This window comes from Aliagarivorans taiwanensis DSM 22990, from assembly GCF_000429505.1.
In the GTDB taxonomy this organism is placed as follows: domain Bacteria; phylum Pseudomonadota; class Gammaproteobacteria; order Enterobacterales; family Celerinatantimonadaceae; genus Aliagarivorans; species Aliagarivorans taiwanensis.
Window position 1 is genome coordinate 63726 of record NZ_AUBZ01000023.1, and the last position, 16952, is coordinate 80677.

Annotated in this window: 20 protein-coding genes and 2 pseudogenes; 12 read left to right on the forward strand and 10 right to left on the reverse strand. The window is 53.7% G+C overall.

What is annotated here, in order from left to right; genetic code table 11:
- Positions 1-9: 9 nt before the first annotated feature.
- The 3 genes from G462_RS0112275 to G462_RS0112285 are packed head-to-tail and all read left to right on the forward strand — an operon-like array spanning position 10 to position 2647.
- On the forward strand, positions 10-597 hold the full coding sequence (locus G462_RS0112275; RefSeq protein ID WP_026959253.1) for a YajG family lipoprotein: 588 nt from the start codon (positions 10-12) through the stop codon (positions 595-597).
- Complete coding sequence (locus G462_RS0112280) at positions 594-1178, forward strand: peptidylprolyl isomerase (protein ID WP_026959254.1); 585 nt, start codon at positions 594-596, stop codon at positions 1176-1178. The genes G462_RS0112275 and G462_RS0112280 overlap by 4 nt, the downstream gene beginning before the upstream one ends.
- Before the next feature lie 17 nt (positions 1179-1195).
- Entirely contained in the window at positions 1196-2647 is a 1452-nt protein-coding gene (locus G462_RS0112285; RefSeq protein ID WP_035477621.1) for an AmpG family muropeptide MFS transporter, read from the forward strand.
- 65 nt (positions 2648-2712) lie between these two features.
- Here G462_RS0112285 and G462_RS0112290 read toward each other — a convergent pair whose 3' ends face one another.
- Complete coding sequence (locus G462_RS0112290) at positions 2713-3195, reverse strand: YajQ family cyclic di-GMP-binding protein (RefSeq protein WP_026959256.1); 483 nt, start codon at positions 3193-3195, stop codon at positions 2713-2715.
- A 140-nt stretch (positions 3196-3335) separates the two neighbouring features.
- On the opposite strand from G462_RS0112290, the pseudogene G462_RS25060 reads away from it, so the two are divergent.
- A pseudogene (locus G462_RS25060) lies at positions 3336-3746 on the forward strand (BLUF domain-containing protein).
- A 97-nt stretch (positions 3747-3843) separates the two neighbouring features.
- Entirely contained in the window at positions 3844-4212 is a 369-nt protein-coding gene (locus G462_RS0112305) for a DUF1622 domain-containing protein (protein WP_026959257.1), read from the forward strand.
- Here G462_RS0112305 and G462_RS0112310 read toward each other — a convergent pair.
- Entirely contained in the window at positions 4209-4541 is a 333-nt protein-coding gene (locus tag G462_RS0112310) for a PBPRA1643 family SWIM/SEC-C metal-binding motif protein (protein WP_026959258.1), read from the reverse strand. The two genes, G462_RS0112305 and G462_RS0112310, sit on opposite strands and share 4 nt — an antisense overlap.
- A 188-nt stretch (positions 4542-4729) precedes the next feature.
- On the opposite strand from G462_RS0112310, the gene G462_RS0112315 reads away from it, so the two are divergent.
- Together G462_RS0112315 and G462_RS0112320 are read left to right on the forward strand one after the other, a co-directional pair.
- Positions 4730-5641, forward strand: a complete 912-nt coding sequence (locus G462_RS0112315; protein WP_026959259.1) for a ketopantoate reductase family protein — start codon at positions 4730-4732, stop codon at positions 5639-5641.
- Positions 5634-6197, forward strand: a complete 564-nt coding sequence (locus tag G462_RS0112320) for a DJ-1 family glyoxalase III (RefSeq protein ID WP_026959260.1) — start codon at positions 5634-5636, stop codon at positions 6195-6197. Before G462_RS0112315 ends, G462_RS0112320 begins: the two co-directional genes overlap by 8 nt.
- 26 nt (positions 6198-6223) lie before the next feature.
- Here G462_RS0112320 and G462_RS0112325 read toward each other — a convergent pair whose 3' ends face one another.
- Positions 6224-6676, reverse strand: coding sequence for a DUF1499 domain-containing protein (locus G462_RS0112325; protein WP_026959261.1), 453 nt, complete (start codon positions 6674-6676; stop codon positions 6224-6226).
- A 375-nt stretch (positions 6677-7051) separates the two neighbouring features.
- On the opposite strand from G462_RS0112325, the gene G462_RS0112330 reads away from it, so the two are divergent.
- The 5 genes from G462_RS0112330 to G462_RS0112350 all read left to right on the forward strand — a co-directional run bounded on the left by G462_RS0112330 (position 7052) and on the right by G462_RS0112350 (position 12536).
- Positions 7052-8257, forward strand: a complete 1206-nt coding sequence (locus G462_RS0112330; RefSeq protein ID WP_026959262.1) for an ammonium transporter — start codon at positions 7052-7054, stop codon at positions 8255-8257.
- 180 nt (positions 8258-8437) lie between these two features.
- Complete coding sequence (locus G462_RS0112335; protein ID WP_026959263.1) at positions 8438-8647, forward strand: DUF997 family protein; 210 nt, start codon at positions 8438-8440, stop codon at positions 8645-8647.
- Entirely contained in the window at positions 8640-10064 is a 1425-nt protein-coding gene (gene panF / locus G462_RS0112340; protein WP_026959264.1) for a sodium/pantothenate symporter, read from the forward strand. The genes G462_RS0112335 and panF overlap by 8 nt, the downstream gene beginning before the upstream one ends.
- A 166-nt stretch (positions 10065-10230) precedes the next feature.
- Complete coding sequence (locus G462_RS0112345; protein WP_084405052.1) at positions 10231-12168, forward strand: 5'-nucleotidase C-terminal domain-containing protein; 1938 nt, start codon at positions 10231-10233, stop codon at positions 12166-12168.
- A 140-nt stretch (positions 12169-12308) separates the two neighbouring features.
- The gene (locus tag G462_RS0112350) at positions 12309-12536 is read left to right on the forward strand and encodes a hypothetical protein (protein ID WP_157378613.1); all 228 of its coding nucleotides are present in this window, start codon (positions 12309-12311) and stop codon (positions 12534-12536) included.
- Here G462_RS0112350 and G462_RS0112355 read toward each other — a convergent pair.
- The 7 genes and pseudogenes from G462_RS0112355 to G462_RS24780 form a co-directional block, all read right to left on the reverse strand.
- Positions 12533-13216: a DUF3157 family protein gene (locus G462_RS0112355; protein WP_026959267.1), complete on the reverse strand. Its 684-nt coding sequence runs from the start codon at positions 13214-13216 to the stop codon at positions 12533-12535. The two genes, G462_RS0112350 and G462_RS0112355, sit on opposite strands and share 4 nt — an antisense overlap.
- A 57-nt stretch (positions 13217-13273) precedes the next feature.
- Complete coding sequence (locus tag G462_RS0112360; protein ID WP_157378614.1) at positions 13274-13804, reverse strand: hypothetical protein; 531 nt, start codon at positions 13802-13804, stop codon at positions 13274-13276.
- A 36-nt stretch (positions 13805-13840) separates the two neighbouring features.
- Positions 13841-14284, reverse strand: a complete 444-nt coding sequence (locus G462_RS0112365) for an ABZJ_00895 family protein (protein WP_026973201.1) — start codon at positions 14282-14284, stop codon at positions 13841-13843.
- Positions 14285-14679: 395 nt separating this feature from the next.
- Positions 14680-14925, reverse strand: a complete 246-nt coding sequence (locus tag G462_RS0112375; protein ID WP_026959270.1) for an HP1242/YdcH family protein — start codon at positions 14923-14925, stop codon at positions 14680-14682.
- Positions 14926-15059: 134 nt separating this feature from the next.
- On the reverse strand, positions 15060-15311 hold the full coding sequence (locus tag G462_RS0112380) for an HP1242/YdcH family protein (protein ID WP_026959271.1): 252 nt from the start codon (positions 15309-15311) through the stop codon (positions 15060-15062).
- A gap of 296 nt (positions 15312-15607) precedes the next feature.
- Positions 15608-16660 carry an SNIPE associated domain-containing protein gene (locus G462_RS22690; protein ID WP_245579562.1) on the reverse strand — a complete coding sequence of 351 codons (1053 nt, stop codon included), beginning with the start codon at positions 16658-16660 and terminating at the stop codon, positions 15608-15610.
- Positions 16641-16952: pseudogene (locus G462_RS24780) on the reverse strand (IS4 family transposase); the annotation flags it as partial. The pseudogene G462_RS24780 and the gene G462_RS22690, both read right to left, overlap by 20 nt.

A 16952-nucleotide genomic window follows, 5' to 3' on the forward strand; every position in this document is an offset into this window, starting at 1 on the left:
AGTTTACCTATGAAACCAGCGCTACGCTGGCTGGCAGCCCTTTGCTGCGCCGGCTCTTTGATGGCTTGCTCTTCTACCCCGCCCCCGCAGCTGCAGCTATCACCCGAAGTTATTGTCCAGCAGGCAGAAGGCGAGAAAGCGTCGCTGATCGCCGCACTAAACTCGGCGGATCTGCGCAACCATCGCTACCTACTGAGTATTCATCGCGACGGACAGGAACAAGCCGAGCTACTCGCCAGTGCCAGCAACCTGCGCCTAGACATCGAGCAGCAACTCAAGCAAGCCTGGCAGCAACAAGGCTTGGGCTTTGTGACCGACTCCCCTTTTAAGCTTCAGGTCGATATCCTCGAGCTAGTGGCTACTGCCGAGCAAAGCAGCCTTAAGCATCAGGTGGAGTCCACCATGCGCCTAAAAGTCTCGCTGGAAACCCCCAAGCGCAGTCTAGCCAAACAGTACCGCTCGGTGCACAACAACGAAGGTCCGCTGCGCCTAAGCCTGGAGCGCCAAGAGGAATACCTCAGCGCCCAGCTCTCAGAGCTACTTACCCAGATCGCCAATGATCCCCAGTTTTTTGAAGTATTGGAGAATGAACAATGAAGTCATCCCTTATAAAAATCCTCTCTTTGGCCTTGGGCCTGCTCTCCTTCAGCCAGCTTTCGCACGCGCAAGTCGTTCAGGTCGACACCAACTTGGGCAGCTTTGAAATCACCCTCGACGCTGAGAACGCGCCGAAGACCGTGGCCAACTTCCTGCGCTACGTTGACGATGGCAGCTACAGCGGCAGCCTGTTCCACCGAGTCATCCCTAAGTTTATGGCGCAAGGTGGTGGCTACACCGCCGATTATGAGAACCTGCCGAGTTACCCACCGATCGAGAACGAGTCATCCAATGGCCTGAGTAACACTCGCGGCTCTATCGCTATGGCCCGCACCAACGATCCAAACTCGGCGACCCGTCAGTTCTTTATCAATGTGGTCGACAATGCCCACCTGGACGGCTCAAAGCGCCGCGCCGGTTATACGGTGTTTGGTGAAGTCACCAAGGGTATGGAGATCGTCGATATCATCGTTAAGCAGCCAACCAAGAACGGTCCGCTTCCGGGCATGGCCAATGTTCCTCAGCAAAAAGTGATCATCGAACAGGTTATCCGCCTCGACGCCGTCACCGCTGACGAATAAGCCCACGCATGGCTAACATGGATTCAGCCAGTAGCTGGAGAGCGACCCTTGCCTCGTATTGGGATAAACGACTGGCGTGGGTATTTATGCTGGGCTGTGCCAGCGGTTTTCCCTGGACCTTAGTCGGCTCCAATATGACCGGCTGGCTAACCGATGCCGGCTTTACCCGCACCAGCATCGGTTTGTTTGGCTCGATCTTTGTGGTGTATGCCCTCAACTTTATCTGGGCCCCCCTATTAGATAGGGTCAAGCTGCCTTGGCTGTATACCCGTTTAGGGCAGCGACGCAGCTGGATCTTACTCTGTCAGCTGTGCATCTTGGCCTGTACGCTGGCGATTACCCAACTGCAACCAAGCGAGCACCTGCTGCTGATTGCCCTGCTCGCGCTGGGGATCACCACCGCCTCGGCCACTCAAGATGTGGCCATCGACGCCTTTCGGATCGACAGCTTCTCCCAAGGCGAGCAGCACAAGCTGCCGCAAGCCTCCGCCATGGCAGTAATGGGATGGTGGACCGGCTACTCAGTGCCCGGCTACTTGGCCTTTATCAATGCCGATGCTCAGGGTTGGAACACGGTGTACTTAGGCATGGCGGGCTTTGTACTGCTATGCATGCTGTTTACCCTGTTGGCGCGCGAGCCACATACCGACCGCGATGCCCTGCAGCAAAAGGCAGCCAAGCGCCAGCAGCGTCAGCACTCGTCCATGTTTACCTGGCTATATGTCACCTTGGTGGAACCCTTCGCCGAGTTCTTCCGCCGCAATCAGGGCAGCATTGCCGTCAGCATCCTTCTGTTTGTATTCCTGTTTAACATCGGTCAGGCCTTTTTGGGGCGGATGTCGGTCACCTTCTACCGCCAGATTGGCTTTAGCAACGAAGAGATCGGCCACTACTCCAAGCTTATTGGCTGGGGCGCAACCTTAAGCTTTACCTTTGTTAGCAGCGCCATCAACGCCCGCTTCGGTATTATTAAGGGGCTGTTTATAGGCGGGGTGGCAATGTCGGTGTCCAACTTAATGTTCTCGTGGATTGCGGTTGCCGGCCCAAACACCGATCTGCTGCTGGCCGCTATTGTGGTCGACAACTTTACCTCGGCCTTTGCCTCGGTGGCCTTTGTCTCCTTCCTCTCCCTGCTCACCGGTCAGGCCTTCTCGGCCACCCAATATGCGCTGTTGGCCTCGCTGGGGAATCTGGGGCGCACCACCTTGGCCTCGTTCAGTGGTGCTCTGGTGGATTGGTTAGACTCTATGCCACTGCAGCGCGGCTTGAGCGACCTCAACACCCGCTTCGACGCGGGCTGGACAGAGTGGCTACTAGGTTTTTACCACCGGCATATGCAGAGCGATTGGTTTGATGCCTGGTCGGTGTTCTTTGCCATCACCGCGGTGATGGTGGTGCCGAGCTTGGTACTACTGTGGCGACTCAGACACGCCTTTGATGACCTGCTAAAACAACAAACCCGCTCTTAACTGAGCGGGCCTGTTTTAATGGTTTGGCTTGATGGCTTAGCGCGATAGCTTGCCCCGCCGCGCACTTAATCTCGGAAGTTATTAAATTGGAACGGCTGCTCCATATCGCTCTCGCGCACCAAGGCCATTACCTGCTGCAGGTCATCGCGCTTTTTGCCGGTTACTCGCAGCTGGTCGCCTTGAATCGCGGTTTGTACCTTGATCTTGCTCTCTTTGATTAACTTAACCAGCTTCTTGGCGGTGGGCTGGTCGATGCCTACTTTAAAGCTCACCACTTGCGAGAACAGCTTGCCGCGATGCTCAACATCGGCAAGGTCGATGGAGCGAGTGTCGATTTTACGCTTCACAAGGTTGTTGCGCAGGATATCCAGCATCTGTTGCAGTTGAAAATCCGCTTCCGCGGTCATCTTGATCAGCTCTTCGCCTAGCTCAAACTCAGCTTCCACATTACGAAAATCAAAGCGCGTAGCCAACTCGCGGTTGGCATTCTCGCAAGCGTTGCGAATTTCACTGACTTCTACTTCAGAAACGATATCAAAGGATGGCATTACAGCTCCTGGATAATGATTAATTTGGGTGCCGGCCATCATAACAGTCCTTAGCATCGCCATGCCAACAGATTGACCCGCTTGCGAAATTCTCAAGCAGCCACTTTACTTAATGGCGACAGAACTATCAGGAAGAATGGATGATCCGACTAATCTACGTAAGCCAGCAAGCCAAGGCCTTGTCTGAAATAGAGATAAGCGAGTTGCTGGTAAAAGCCCGCGAACACAACCTTAGCCACCAGCTAACCGGCCTGTTGATCAGCGCAGGCAAACACTTCCTTTAGGAGCTGGAAGGCCCAGCAGCAGAAGTAACCGCCCTTTATCAGCGCATCGAGCAAGCCCCCCGGCATGTCAACGTCACACTGGTGCATAAAGGGCCCAATGCCTATCGCCGCTTTCCTTCCTGGTCCATGTCCTATCAGCTGCTCGATCAGCTAGAGCATTCGATGATTGAGAGTTATCTGAAGATCCTCAGCCTAGAGTCCGGCGACGTCGCCAAAGCCAAGATCAACCCCATCTATCAATCCTTAAAACTGCGCATATCTGAGTAACGCTGCCAGCAGGCGTGACCTCGCACGCGTTGCCTAAGTGATGGATGTGATAACTTATCTATCACTAATCCTCAGCGCTGTTGATTCAGGGGGCAAGATGGAAGCGGAGTTTAAAAGCCTGATCTCTGTGGCGGGCTATGCAATCGAGGCCTTTGGCGTGTTAGTGGTGATCATCGGCTCGATCGCTACCACCACCACCTTTATCAAAACCTACCTCAAGCAGACTAAAGAGATTGCCTACAAGCAATACCGAAGAGATTTGGGCCGCTCAATCATACTCGGTCTGGAGTTCTTGATTGCCGGCGACATCATTCGCACGGTGGTGGTGGCCAACTCACTGGAAGATGTAGGTGTGTTGGCGCTGATCATTGTTATCCGCGGCTTCTTGAGTATGACCTTGCACCTTGAAGTGGAAGGTCGATGGCCCTGGCAGCCGGAAAAAAGCAGCGAGTCTGCGGGCGCTTAGCCGCAGCACTTCTTGTATTTTTTACCGCTACCACAGCTACATGGGTCGTTACGGCCCGGGGTTTTCTCCAGCGTCACGGTTTGAGGCTGGCTGATCACGGTATCCAGCTCGACGGTGTACTCAGGCTGATTCGCATCCACTTCGATATTGACCATCAGCTCATGCTCGGCCGCTAACTGGGCAAGCTCAGCTTTACGCTGCTCGCTGGCCACGCGAACGGTCAGTGGCGCTTCAGCCGTGCCAGCTTTGACTTCGCGGTTGACGTTGTAGCCGGTGCCGACATAGCTTTTTCTGGTCTCAATCCGGCCTTTATAAAACATTTTCGACATGGCGAACTCACCTCAACGGTTAATGGAAAACAATAATGGGAAAAATCAAAGGGCGGCGATTATACATAGCCGCTCACCATCTTTCGAGTTCAAGTTTTACTCTATCGCGATAAGCGCCATGTTCCGGCCTGAAGCGCTCTCGCGCAGTGCTAATGAACTCTACCAATAAACTCTGCTAAAGTGCGGCTATGAATATAGCTCCCCCTTCGATTGCGATTATCGGCGCTGGCGCTGTCGGAAGTCTGTGCGCTGCGAAGTTGGCACTTGCTGGTGCCCGCGTCTGCTTTGTCGACCAACGACTGGCTCAGCCCACAACCCTGACTATCGACTTTGTTGACCCACAGGCCCAGACCCAACGCTTTGAGTTTACTCAGCGTCCAAGCATTGCCGATGCAGACTACCTGCTAGTCTGCGTTAAGGCCTACCAAGTGGCTCAAGCAACCCAAGGGTTGGCACTGCCGGAGCACTGCCAAGCGGTGTTGCTGGTCAATGGCATGGGCGCAGAGCATTCTTTGCCACCAAACTGGAGCGAGCGCCCACTATGGCTTGGCAGCAATAGCCACGGCGCACTTCTAGAAAACGGCTCTGGCGTTAGCAGCAAGCAAGTCCGCCATACAGGTATAGGCAAAATCATCATCGGCAACGCCGGGGCGCCTGATGAGCCAGCGCATTTCGCACCGCTGGCTGAAGCCCTTGGTGCAAACTGGGATGGACAAATCGAGGCTGCGCTGTGGCGCAAACTGGCTGTGAACTGCTGCATAAATCCACTCACCGCACTTTACGGTATCCGCAATGGCGCATTGCTCGCCCCGCGCTTTGAACAACAGCTCGAGAAGCTATGTCAGGAGTTCTGCCAAGTTGCCGATAGCTGCGGGGTGCCGCTGACACCTGCGCAAACTCTAGCTCAGGTCAAACAAGTGGCCGAAATGACGGCTGACAACTTCAGCTCTATGCATCAAGATTTACACAAGCAACGCCCGACGGAGATCGAGCATATCACCGGGTTCTTGCTCAAGCAGGCCGCACAGCAGGGCCTGACAATTGCGAGTCATCAAGCGCTGTATTCAGCGATCAAGGAGAGGGAAGCTACCTATGTCTAAAGTAATGGTTGCCCTGGCTCAGGGTTGTGAAGAGATTGAAGCGGTAACGGTTATCGATGTACTCCGGCGAGCCGAGATCGAGGTGGATGTGGTTAGCATCAACGCCGATGACAGCCTGTCGGTAACCGCATCGCGGGGCGTAAAGCTGGAAGCCGACTTGCCGTGGAGTAAGGTCGAGCCAGCCAGTTATCAGATGCTAGTCCTGCCCGGCGGCCTTCCAGGAGTGGAAAACCTGCGTGATCATCCCGGGCTGATTGCCGCGCTACAAGCACGGCCAAGCGAGCAGTGGTTAGGCGCTATCTGTGCAGCCCCGGGCTTTGTATTGGCCAGTCATGACTTGCTGGGAAGCGCCACCATCACCGGCTATCCCGGCAGCTTAGGTGCAGTGCCGAGCGAGCAGCTAAGCACCCAAGCGGTGGTTAATGATGACGGCGCCAAGCTTATTACCTCGCAAGGTCCCGGGACCGCTATGGAGTTCGCCTTGACGCTGGTTGAACAGCTATTGGGCAAAGACAAGGCCCGGCAAGTCGCCGAGCCCATGCTGATCAATTATTGAGTGTTGATTAACTGCTAGCAACTGGCCTAGCGGGAAGCATAGGCTTCAGCAAAGGCCTCGTAGCGGGCGCGGTTAACCCCCATGTCCGAGTGGCCAACACGTGATTGCGAGCGCAGGTGCACCACGCCCTGCGCTTCATCGAAGTACAACTCAAAATCGTCGCGATAGCGCATCTGCTCGCTAACAAACACCGCATGTAGGTAGTCACTGTCGCGGGTTACCGTCTCATTGTTTCCAAGTGCCGCTAGGCTAGCCAGTGCCGCCAACATCGACTGCTGTAGGTCCTCTTTAAAAGGCAGTGCTGCAACCTGCTTGCTGGGATCGCTGGCAAAGCTTGATACCCCATTGGGTGAAGACGGCAGCGGCGCCAAACGCCCTTGCTGCACACCAAGCCCGGCAGGTACCCGACTGTTAGTCCAGGTCATATAGCCAACCACTGCAGCAATCGCCGCAACCACAATGAGCAAAATCCATTTCATATCATCTTCCAACTTATCTTACTGTTTAATTTGGGCTTCGTAGCCGCTTACGCTTGCTTGCCTCAAGTCTAGCCATTTGCGCCAATAAACCCAATCCCTCACAGCAGACCGTCTAAATGCCTTCATCGCACCAAGATGAAACAATACGCACCAATATCGAGCGAAACTTCATCAAGCTGGGTCACTTAAAGCACTTATTTAATCTTCTCAGGATGTTAATTAGACGTTAAATCCCTTTACTGGCAAGGTCGCACCACAAGCGAGCGCCATTTTGGAGCACCAAGGCACGCTAATTGCAATTTTAGTGCAAAGACCTGCAACTTTAGCGCAAAGAATTGCACCAATTTAACGCTTATAGGGAGATTTCAACTTACCATGGACACCAACATCAGTGCTGCCATCGACAGCTTGAGCCAAAGTGCCAACACCTTGTTTATTCTACTGGGCGCGATCATGGTTTTGGCCATGCATGCCGGGTTTGCCTTTTTGGAGGTCGGTACCGTCCGCCACAAAAACCAGGTCAATGCGCTAGTGAAAATTATCACCGACTTCGGCTTCTCGGCAGTCGCCTACTTTGTGATTGGTTATCAAATCGCTTACGGCAATCACTTCTTTGCCAGTGCCGACGCACTAGTGGCCAACAATGGCTACGAGCTAGTGAAGTTCTTCTTCCTACTGACCTTTGCCGCCGCCATCCCGGCGATCATCTCCGGCGGTATCGCTGAGCGCGCCAAGTTTGGTCCCTTCCTGTTGGCCTCTTCGCTGTTAGTGGCCTTTGTCTACCCGCTGTTTGAGGGCATTGTGTGGAATGGTAACTTCGGCTTCCAAGACTGGCTGGCCGCGACCACCGGCGCCGAGTTCCATGACTTCGCCGGCTCAGTAGTGGTTCACGCGATGGGCGGCTGGCTGGCGCTAGTGGCCATCGTGGTACTTGGTCAGCGCCAGGGCCGCAAGCCCGGTATTGCCTTCGCGCCTTCGAATATTCCCTTTTTGGCGCTAGGTGCGTGGATCCTGACCGTTGGCTGGTTTGGCTTTAACGTGATGTCGGCACAAACCATGGATGGCATCAGTGGTCTGGTAGCAGTTAACACCCTGATGGCCATGGTAGGCGGCACCATCGCGGCGCTGCTGGCAGGTAAGAATGACCCGGGCTTTATCCACAACGGCCCATTAGCTGGCTTGGTGGCGGTATGTGCCGGTTCGGATCTGTTCCACCCATTGGGTGCGCTGTTTGTCGGCGCAGTGGCAGGCGGCCTGTTTGTACTGCTGTTCACCTGGCTGCAACGCAGCAAGCGCATCGATGATGTACTGGGTGTGTGGCCCCTACATGGCCTATGTGGTGCCTGGGGCGGTGTGGCTGCCGGTATCTTCGGTCAGCAAGCCTTTGGCGGCTTGGGTGGAGTGAGCTTTATGGCGCAACTGCTGGGGACTATCGCGGGCATCGTGGTGGCCTTGGTGGGTGGTGTGATAGTCTACGGGCTTATCGCTAAGATCAGCGGCCTGCGCCTGAGTGATGAAGATGAATACCGCGGCGCAGATTTAAGTATCCATAAGATTGCTGCGACCAATAACGATCGCTAATGCAAGTAAGTACTTAGTCTATTTAGGGCCTGTGTTTACACAGGCCCTTTTGTTTTCTCAATTCCCAAGACACCACTTTGGTCTGCGCTAGATCAATCCCGCTCCCAATCTACTTTGCAAGCGAATCGCGCTTTGCTTACCATGCAGCGAAAATTGGCTGACTAGGTTTTGCTTAATACGATGCATGGAATCAATCCCACCAAACTTGCGCTAGGCGCCATCGCGCTGACTCTGGGCTACGTCGTTGTCTGGCTGGCCGGCCCCTTGCTGCTGGCCGACGCGCCGATGTGGCTCGGCTTGCCGCTGTGGTTCTGGCTGTCATGCATTGTCGCACCAATAGCATTTTGCCTGATTGCGGCATACTGGCTACGGGAGCGCGGCAATGACTAACTGGAGCCTGCTCGCCCCCATCCTGCTTTACTTAATCGCCACCCTTGGCTTGTCTCGCTATGCCGCGAGTCGAGGCGCTAGCGAGAGTAGCTTTGAACGTCGTTACTTCCTGGGCGGCCAGTTTATGAGCGGGCCACTGCTGGCCTTTGCCTTGGTCACCACCTATACCAGTGCCTCGTCATTTATTGGTGGGCCGGGTGCCGCCTACAACTTTGGGCTGGGCTGGGTGCTTTTGGCGATGATTCAGGTGCCGGTTGCCATCCTGACGTTGGGGGTGATTGGCCCGAAGATCTGGCGGCTCGCCAAGCAACACCAAGCGGTCACCATTTTGGATATTCTCGAGCAGCGCTATCACAGCAAGACCTTGTTGGTGATCGCCGGTATCAGCTTAGTCGGCGCCTTTATGGGCATGGTGGTGGTGCAGTTTACCGGCGGCGCACGCATGCTCTCAGTGATGACCGGTGTCGAGTACCACTGGGCGCTAGCACTGTTTGTCGGCACCGTGCTTATCTACACCCTGTGGGGCGGCTTTCGCGCGGTATCGTATACCGATGCCCTGCAGGGGCTGGTGATGGTGTTTGGTACCGTGGCGCTATTTATTGCGGTGCTTAACTACGGCGGCGGGATGTCGGCGATTACCGCCAAGCTGCATGAAATCGACCCAGCCCTGCTCTCTCACCGCGGCCCCAATGATTTCCTTAGCTGGCCGTTCTTATTGTCGTTTTGGGTACTGGTGGGCTTTGGTACCCTTGGCCTGCCACACACCGCCCTGCGCGCCATGGCAGTTAAAGATGGCCGCGCGCTGAAACAAGCAATGGTGCTGGGCAGCATGGTCTCGGTGGTGGTGATCCTACTGCCCCATCTCAGTGGCGTATTGGCCCGCGCGATCCTGCCGGAGATAGACAGCCCGGATAACGTGCTACCTAAGCTGATGATCACCGTGTTCCCGCCACTGTTAGGCGGCTTGCTGTTGGCAGCTCCTTTGGCGGCGATCATGTCCTCGGTAGACTCCATGCTGCTGCAAACCGGCTCCACCTTGGTCAGCGACTTGGCTGGCCGCTTTGCTGAGCTCAATGAATCTCAGCAGCGCCGCTTAAGCCATCTGACCATGCTATTGCTGGTCGCCGGTAGCGGCCTGATGGCGCTCAATCCGCCGCAGATGATTGTGTGGCTCAACCTCGGCGCCTTTGGCGTGTTGCAGGCGGTATTCCTCTGGCCCATCATTCTTGGGCTGTTCTGGCCAAAGGCCAATGCCAGCGGTGCCATTAGTGCCATGTTGGTGGGGGCAGGTGGCTTCCTGTGGATGCTAAATAGTGGCTTTAAGCCCTTTGGCATTCATCCTATCGTGCCAGCGCTGGCCGCATCCGGGGCTGCATTTGTGCTGTTTAATCGCCTCGGCAAGGCTTGCGACGCATAACCTCACTCTCACTTAGATAGATCGCGAGCCGGGTTCCCGGCTCCGCGTCCCATCACGCCCACATCACCACTTTGACACTAAAACATAAACTATTGATATTTAAGAAATATTTAACCAAATCCACCTTGATGGGTAACAGATTTTAAGCACCATCATCGAGAAACCGATGTACACAACACAAATGGAAGTATCGATGTTGAACAAAAGCCCCATCGCATTAGCCCTAGTTTCCCTGCTCGGCTTGAGCGCCTGTAATTCAGACTCTGATTCTCCCGAACTCCCTCGTGAGCTGGGTATGGAGATGACCATTCTGCATATCAACGATCACCACTCCAATCTGGACCCGGTGAAGCTCAAGTTGCACTTGCCAGACACCCAAGGCAAGCGCTACGAAGCAGAGTTTGAGGTTGGCGGCTTCAGCCGTGTGGCAGAGAAGTTTGCCGAACTGGAACGCACCAACGACAACGTGCTGAAGCTGCATGCGGGCGATGCCATTACCGGTACCCCTTACTACAGCCTGACCAAGGGCAGAGCCGACGCGGCGATGATGAACGAAGTGTGCTTCGACAGCTTCGTGCTGGGCAATCACGAGTTCGACGACGGCAACGCGCAACTGGCCACCTTTATCGACTACCTGAACGACCCAAGCCAAGAGCTGGGCGCCTGTGGCACTCAGGTGATCTCGGCCAACGTGGAAGTCCCGGCCAACAACCCGATTTACGGCAAGTACACCCCCTACAGCCTGCACAACATCGACGGCGAGCACGTTGCGGTGATCGGTTTGACCATTTCAGATAAAACCCAAGGCTCATCCAGCCCCGATCGTGACACCGTGTTCTTGGATGAAGTGAGCACCGCCCAGTTCTACATCGACGAGCTAAAAGCCAAGGGCATCGACAAGATCGTCCTGCTGACCCACTACATGTACAGCAACGACATCGCCATGGCCAAGCAGCTAAGAGGGGTAGATGTTATCGTGGGCGGCGACAGCCACAGCCTACTGGGTAGCAACTATGCCAACTACAACCTGAATCCGCACGGCGAGTACCCAACCGTGGTGCAAAACGCCAGCGGTGACGACGTATGTATTGTCCAAGCCATGGATAACTCGCAGGTGGTGGGCGAATTGCAGGTAAGCTTCGACACTGACTCTCGCATCCTTAGCTGTGGCGGCCAGCCTCATCTATTGCTGGGTGACCTGACCTACGACCGCGATACCGGCGCGCCTAATGTGACGCCACTGAGTGATGAGCAAAGTGCAATGAGCCGCTCAGTATCCGATGCCATCGTCCAAGAGCTGCTGGATTACGTGGCTGAGCAACTGCCGGAAGCTGATTTTGTTGCGCTAAATGAGGCTGCGGAAGAGACCCTGCAAGTGTTCCGCGACGAAGTGGACGAAATCAAGAAAGAAGAGATCGGCGTTGCTGCCGACATCCTGTGTAACGAGCGCCTGCCGGGCAGCCACCACTCCTCGGGCGCAGGCTGTCACAGCGAAGTGACCGACAACCACGGTTCAGTGATGGGCGTTGTGGTTGCCCAGGCCTTTGCCGATATGTCGAAGCTGTCTGATCTAGCCATCCAAAACACCGGTGGTGTGCGTACCAGCATGTACCCGGGTACCATCACCTACGGCGATGCCATCGAAGTGCTACCGTTTGACAACCTGCTGGTGAATGTGGAGATGACCGGCGCCGAGATCGTTAAGGTTCTCAATGAAGCCGCCGACTACGCCCTGAGCACCTCCACTGGCGCCTTCCCGGCCACCGCCTTCCTGCGCTTCGATGCAGATATGAGCGCCAATGAGGGCGAGAAGATCAGCAACGTACAGGTACGCGCCAAGCAAGCCGGCTCTAGCTGGCAGGCAATTGATCTGGAGAAGACCTACGTTGTGGTGACCAATGACTTTATTGCCGAAGGGCGTGACGGTTACTACACCATGGGTGATATCTGGTATGCCGATGATGGCCGAGTCGACCACACCGGCCTGCTCTACACCGATTCTCTGGTGAATTACATCAAGCAGTTTGACGCCAACGGCGAGGCAGTGACCGCGCCAGCGCTGGAAGATATGAGTGTGCAACACTACACGCCAGCGGCGCAGTAAGCGCAACTCGATCTGCTACGCAAAACCGGCCTAAAGGCCGGTTTTTTTGTTAATAGCGCCAATCCAGCCCATCTATACTTTTTAGCCATCTCTAGCCAACACACGTGGAGAGCGCTATGGCCTGCTACTTTCGAGCTTATATGAAACACAGTGGTAATCCGGTTGAGGTTGAAGTGTTTGCCGAAAACCATGTGCATGGCTTTACCCCGCTGGAACGCGGCGAGGAGCTAAGCCTGCCCATCCAAGGACAAAGCCCATGGTTCGCCATGCTCGGTAATAGTCGGATTAGTCAGGGCATGGTGGAAAACGGCCAGCATGTGGAACTGGCACTGACCGCCAGAGACATCGTTGAAGTAAACATACGTTAGCGTTTTTTCACTTCACTGATTTCGGCTTCAACGCGATAGCTGTCCATCGCTTTCACCGGCAGGCTGAGTTGCAAGCCCGCCTTTTCTTGGCCCTCTCGCAGGTAGGTCTCGGCCATGCGCTTAATCGAACGCCAGGCCCCTATGCGCGGCTTGCTGTAGAGCTTCTCACCCGATGGCCCCATCACCGTTACCGCCACATCAATTAAGATAACCGGCTGACGGCCACTGTTTTTCACCCGAGTATCAAACACCAAGTTATCACCATCGCGCGTGGGGTTGCTCAGCCACACCTCCACATCACCCTCTTGCAGATGCAGCGGCTCGGTGCTGCCGGTTTGGATAGACCAACCAGTTAGCAGCGGCTTGGTCGTGGCAACGGGGGCTGACTCGGTAGCGATGGTCTCAGTGGCGACGGCTGAAGAGGCTGCAGTGGCGGTAGCCGTTGTTTGGGTTTGGGCTTGAGCCTGCGCTTGCGGCTCGGCCACCACCGTCAGGCCTTGCTCTGTGGTAGCGATGGTGGCAGCGGCATTGGCCGCCTTGGGCGCCTTGGGCGCCTCTACAAAGCGCCAGGTAAAATCATCCGCCAGCCAGACCTGAGTGCCGTCATCCAATGTGGCCAACCGCTCGGCGGCGCTGGCAAAGCCTGTAAGCAGGCAAAGTAATAGGCCCGATAGCTTCATTTCACTTCCTTGTGTTTAGGGCTAGCCCTCAGTGTAACGGATTTCTCGAGAAGGCGGCTAAAGTTGAAAGCCAGCCCGCTGCACCGTTTTCGCTAGCTGCTGGTTGTACTCGATTAAGCGCTCGATGGTCTCGGCCTCGACAATCGTGGTGGTCTGCTTGCTAACCACGTCCATCAACTGCTGGGGCGATTGCTTACCGCTTTGATAGTAGCTATCCAGCGCATTCCCCACGATAAAGTAGTAAGCCGACAGCTCGTTGAGTAGTGAAGGTGGGATCTCAAAGGTTGAGTCAGAAAACTTCGAGGCGCTGAACACATAATCATTGAGCTCAATCCCCAGCAAGTCTTCGTTGTACACAAAGCGGCTCTGGCTGGTTTTCTCGATATAGCCCTGCATGTTCTCCACATTAAACTGCAGCTCTTGTAGCAAGGACTCAGCAAGGTAATAGGTGCCGCGATCGGCCCGGGCTTGCTCAACATTCACGGCAACTCGAAAGCCGCTGGAAGCGGCAAAATACACACCGATCACGGTGGCCAACAGAGTGACCATATGGCCAATCCAATAGGCAAGACTACGTAATTCGTTCACTGGATACTCTCGTAGTGGTAATAATCAGGAAAGGGATTAACTGGCCGACTTCTGCTTTTTCTCGCGCAGTTTAATGCCTTGCTTCTCGCTGTATTTAAACAGGAAATACGCCGGCAGAATGGTCATCGCCAGCACGGCAATCACAAACATCACCATCATGCCCAGCGCATCGATGGTGGCGACCACCTCGGCCATGGTTGCGCCGCCAAGCAGCAGCAAGCTCAAGGTAAGCAGCAGGCTCAGTACCAGCCATAGCACGAGACCCTGCAAACGGGTTTTGCGACTGAGGATAACGCCATGTTTATAGCCAAGCCCATAGCCGACGATAATCGCAGGCACAAAGGCTGAGAGCATACTGGTCGAGGAGAGGTTAATCGAAAGCAGCCAGCTAAGGCCAAGTTGCAGTAAGTTGAAGCCCAGCGAGGCCAGGGTTAGCCATAATGCGACCACAAAAGCCGACGGAGATTGCTGGGTTGTCACTGATGTTTCCATTTCTACCTCAAAACCATGCATTACATTTCTTCAGCTTCTATCACTAACTAGAAGCGGAGTTCGATACTAGCATTGCAGCTTGGGAACCACCATAACAGCCGAGGCTAAATCGTTGTTCTGGGAAGCAATTACACAATAAAACAGAAGGACGTCACGAAGAGGAATGAAAGTGCCTAATACCAATCCGGATAAGTAAATGATCAGATATTGCGCAGGAAAAATCATTGAGGAGGAGGAAGCGCTTGCCGTAACTAGTGGGCTAATTACAAAAGCGTTGACGCTGTCATCAATGATTTTAACCAGCAAGAATGAGCAGTTACTTGTGTGGATTGGTATTACGTAACTTCAGAAGCCAGCCAACGGCCAGCTTCAGTGCGAAATAATTAGGCTTTGGCGCTTAACAGACGTTGATACAAGGCATCTTTCAGTACTGCGCGGTCATGCTTAAGCTGATGCATATCCTCATCGCCGATGGGCCCATTGTTGAGCTCCAGAGTGCGGATTTCTTTATCCAGCGCGGTGTATCGCTTGTTCTCCTTTGCAAACTCCTCATCACTCTCCATTAGGCTGGTGATGACATCTTGTAACTCTGGAAAATCATTACTCAATGAATGAACTTCACCTAACATAGCTGCTCCTTTTTATCACAATTGGCCAATCAGCGACTGACAGCCGCTGATTAAACTGTAGCAACAAATTGGGCAGACCGATTTGCTCCGTTAGTTTTAGAAGCAGCACGCTCAGCAGCTAAGCACAGTGACCGCTATAAACAGCCGGTGGCATCCACCAGCCGTTTATACAGGACGTCTTTGAGCTTGGCCCGTTCGATCTTGAGCTGGTTCATACGCTCGTCGCTAGCCGGTGAGCCGCTCAGTTCCATATCGCGGATCTCTTTATCCAGTGCCGTATACCGTTGGTTTTCAGCAGCAAAGTCGCTGTCGCTTTGGTTGAGTTTGATGATGGTTCCCGCTAGCTGGGGGAAGTCGTGAGCCAGAGAGTGGTCTTCGCCTAGCATGGTTACTCCTTCGCAATATGCGTCTGCCTTGCCGTTTAAAGCAACATAGATAGTTAGAAGTAAACTGTAGCAGCTTTAGCCAGTGCGCTGGGTCAGCTCTTATAGCAATGGGAACAAAGCTAAAGTAGTCGCCCAAGTATGTCCAACCTCAGTAGCGTAGTTGCTTTAATTTAACTCCCCACCCTTTGACTCGGTTGGGGCATACAACAATGCCAGCAAAGGATTTACTAGCATTGTGGCTGCAGGGGGCAGGTATTTTGGGGGTTAAAAAAACCGTGCCTCGAGTTTACTTGCCTTCAGGCTGCATTGGTTAGTCTGAGGCTCTCATAGTAATCCTCAGCCAGCGCAGTCATCTTAAACTCAGCTTCTGTTCCCGAAATCTTCTCGACCGCAGCTTGGATGGATTCGAGATCTACGTTGAAGAACTCTTTTCTCAGATTTACTGCATTTACACGTTGAGAGTGGAACTCTCTGTGTAAGGCTGTTTCAAGAGCAGGGGCATCATCGGTGTAAATCATGGCGTGAACATCAAATGGGAATGGCACGCTAGCATCACCCAGCTCTTTAACCCTGTCCATAGGTTCTAGGCGACGGGTTAAACCAATCTTATAAACATCTTCACCAAATGAACCAATGTTGCTGATGACATATACATGGCCTCTGCGAGTTTGTTCCGCCATGCTCTTGGCTCGCTCCTCTTTGGCTTCTGCTTCAGCTAATTGTTGCTCTAGCAAAGCGATTTTTTGCTCCATTTCGCTACGCTGCTGCTCGGTTGCCTTTGATAACTCACTCTGGGCTTTATCAAGAAGTGAGCGGTATAGTTTTTCTTCTTTTGCCGCTTCGGCCAAGGCCTTCTCGTATTCTTTGATAGCACGTTGCTCTTCGCGGATTTGCTCTTTGATTAGTTTCTGTTCCGCAACTTCCTCTTGCTTCTTCAAAGCAGACTGATATTGAAGAGTGCATTCTTCAAACTTTAGCTCAACATAATCAATGTTAAATCCACACTCCAAGGTTGCGGCTGATTTTTCCAAACTATTAGCTAGCTTTTCAATTCGCTCTAAAGTCCTGCCGAATGAGCTGGGTGAGACTTTGCCTATAAGAGTGTCGCATTCGATGTTGAACGCGGTGAGCATTAGCTTAACTTGACCGGATAGTATTTTTTTGTTTTGGGCTTTATTTGATGAAACTGTTGTTGTTTCAGGGAAGGTTATAGCATTCTTGTTCTTTATCATTTCCTTTTGCTGTTGCCTGACATCTTTTATCTCTTCTACGTATCGAGCAGATGTCTCATAGAGATACTCTGGTATAGCATAATGCTGAGGGATCCCCTCATAATTCTGTGAAAACATAGCTGTTTTTTCTCAGCTGCCGGATAAATGCCAGTATCGCCCATTTTATGTCTCGAACTTTTAGCCGATAGCATCCTCCGCGCCTGAGCACCTCTTTGCCCAGCCGCAGCAGTGACAACACATTTCGGTCTCGCACTGTGTTTGCCTGAAAGTGTTTATGCCAACCGGATTTACACGCAAACAGACCAACCCAGTGCAGGACCAATTCCAGCAGTAATGCGATCAGCAACATGATGTCAAAGCGCTTAGGGCAGCGGCTGCGACTATGCCGCAACCCAAAACCGAAGGCCGG

Bases quoted from the DNA above. Each gene is read 5' to 3' on its own strand.
- G462_RS0112280 (WP_026959254.1), top strand. From the start codon at position 594: ATGAAGTCATCCCTTATAAAAATCCTCTCTTTGGCCTTGGGCCTGCTC.
- G462_RS0112305 (WP_026959257.1), top strand. From the start codon at position 3,844: ATGGAAGCGGAGTTTAAAAGCCTGATCTCTGTGGCGGGCTATGCAATC.
- G462_RS0112375 (WP_026959270.1), bottom strand. From the start codon at position 14,925: ATGTTAGGTGAAGTTCATTCATTGAGTAATGATTTTCCAGAGTTACAA.
- G462_RS0112335 (WP_026959263.1), top strand. From the start codon at position 8,438: ATGCATGGAATCAATCCCACCAAACTTGCGCTAGGCGCCATCGCGCTG.
- G462_RS0112380 (WP_026959271.1), bottom strand. From the start codon at position 15,311: ATGCTAGGCGAAGACCACTCTCTGGCTCACGACTTCCCCCAGCTAGCG.
- panF (WP_026959264.1), top strand. From the start codon at position 8,640: ATGACTAACTGGAGCCTGCTCGCCCCCATCCTGCTTTACTTAATCGCC.
- G462_RS0112345 (WP_084405052.1), top strand. From the start codon at position 10,231: ATGTACACAACACAAATGGAAGTATCGATGTTGAACAAAAGCCCCATC.
- G462_RS0112350 (WP_157378613.1), top strand. From the start codon at position 12,309: ATGAAACACAGTGGTAATCCGGTTGAGGTTGAAGTGTTTGCCGAAAAC.
- G462_RS0112330 (WP_026959262.1), top strand. From the start codon at position 7,052: ATGGACACCAACATCAGTGCTGCCATCGACAGCTTGAGCCAAAGTGCC.
- G462_RS0112290 (WP_026959256.1), bottom strand. From the start codon at position 3,195: ATGCCATCCTTTGATATCGTTTCTGAAGTAGAAGTCAGTGAAATTCGC.
- G462_RS0112310 (WP_026959258.1), bottom strand. From the start codon at position 4,541: ATGTCGAAAATGTTTTATAAAGGCCGGATTGAGACCAGAAAAAGCTAT.
- G462_RS0112355 (WP_026959267.1), bottom strand. From the start codon at position 13,216: ATGAAGCTATCGGGCCTATTACTTTGCCTGCTTACAGGCTTTGCCAGC.
- G462_RS0112275 (WP_026959253.1), top strand. From the start codon at position 10: ATGAAACCAGCGCTACGCTGGCTGGCAGCCCTTTGCTGCGCCGGCTCT.
- G462_RS22690 (WP_245579562.1), bottom strand. From the start codon at position 16,660: ATGTTTTCACAGAATTATGAGGGGATCCCTCAGCATTATGCTATACCA.
- G462_RS0112325 (WP_026959261.1), bottom strand. From the start codon at position 6,676: ATGAAATGGATTTTGCTCATTGTGGTTGCGGCGATTGCTGCAGTGGTT.
- G462_RS0112285 (WP_035477621.1), top strand. From the start codon at position 1,196: ATGGATTCAGCCAGTAGCTGGAGAGCGACCCTTGCCTCGTATTGGGAT.
- G462_RS0112320 (WP_026959260.1), top strand. From the start codon at position 5,634: ATGTCTAAAGTAATGGTTGCCCTGGCTCAGGGTTGTGAAGAGATTGAA.
- G462_RS0112315 (WP_026959259.1), top strand. From the start codon at position 4,730: ATGAATATAGCTCCCCCTTCGATTGCGATTATCGGCGCTGGCGCTGTC.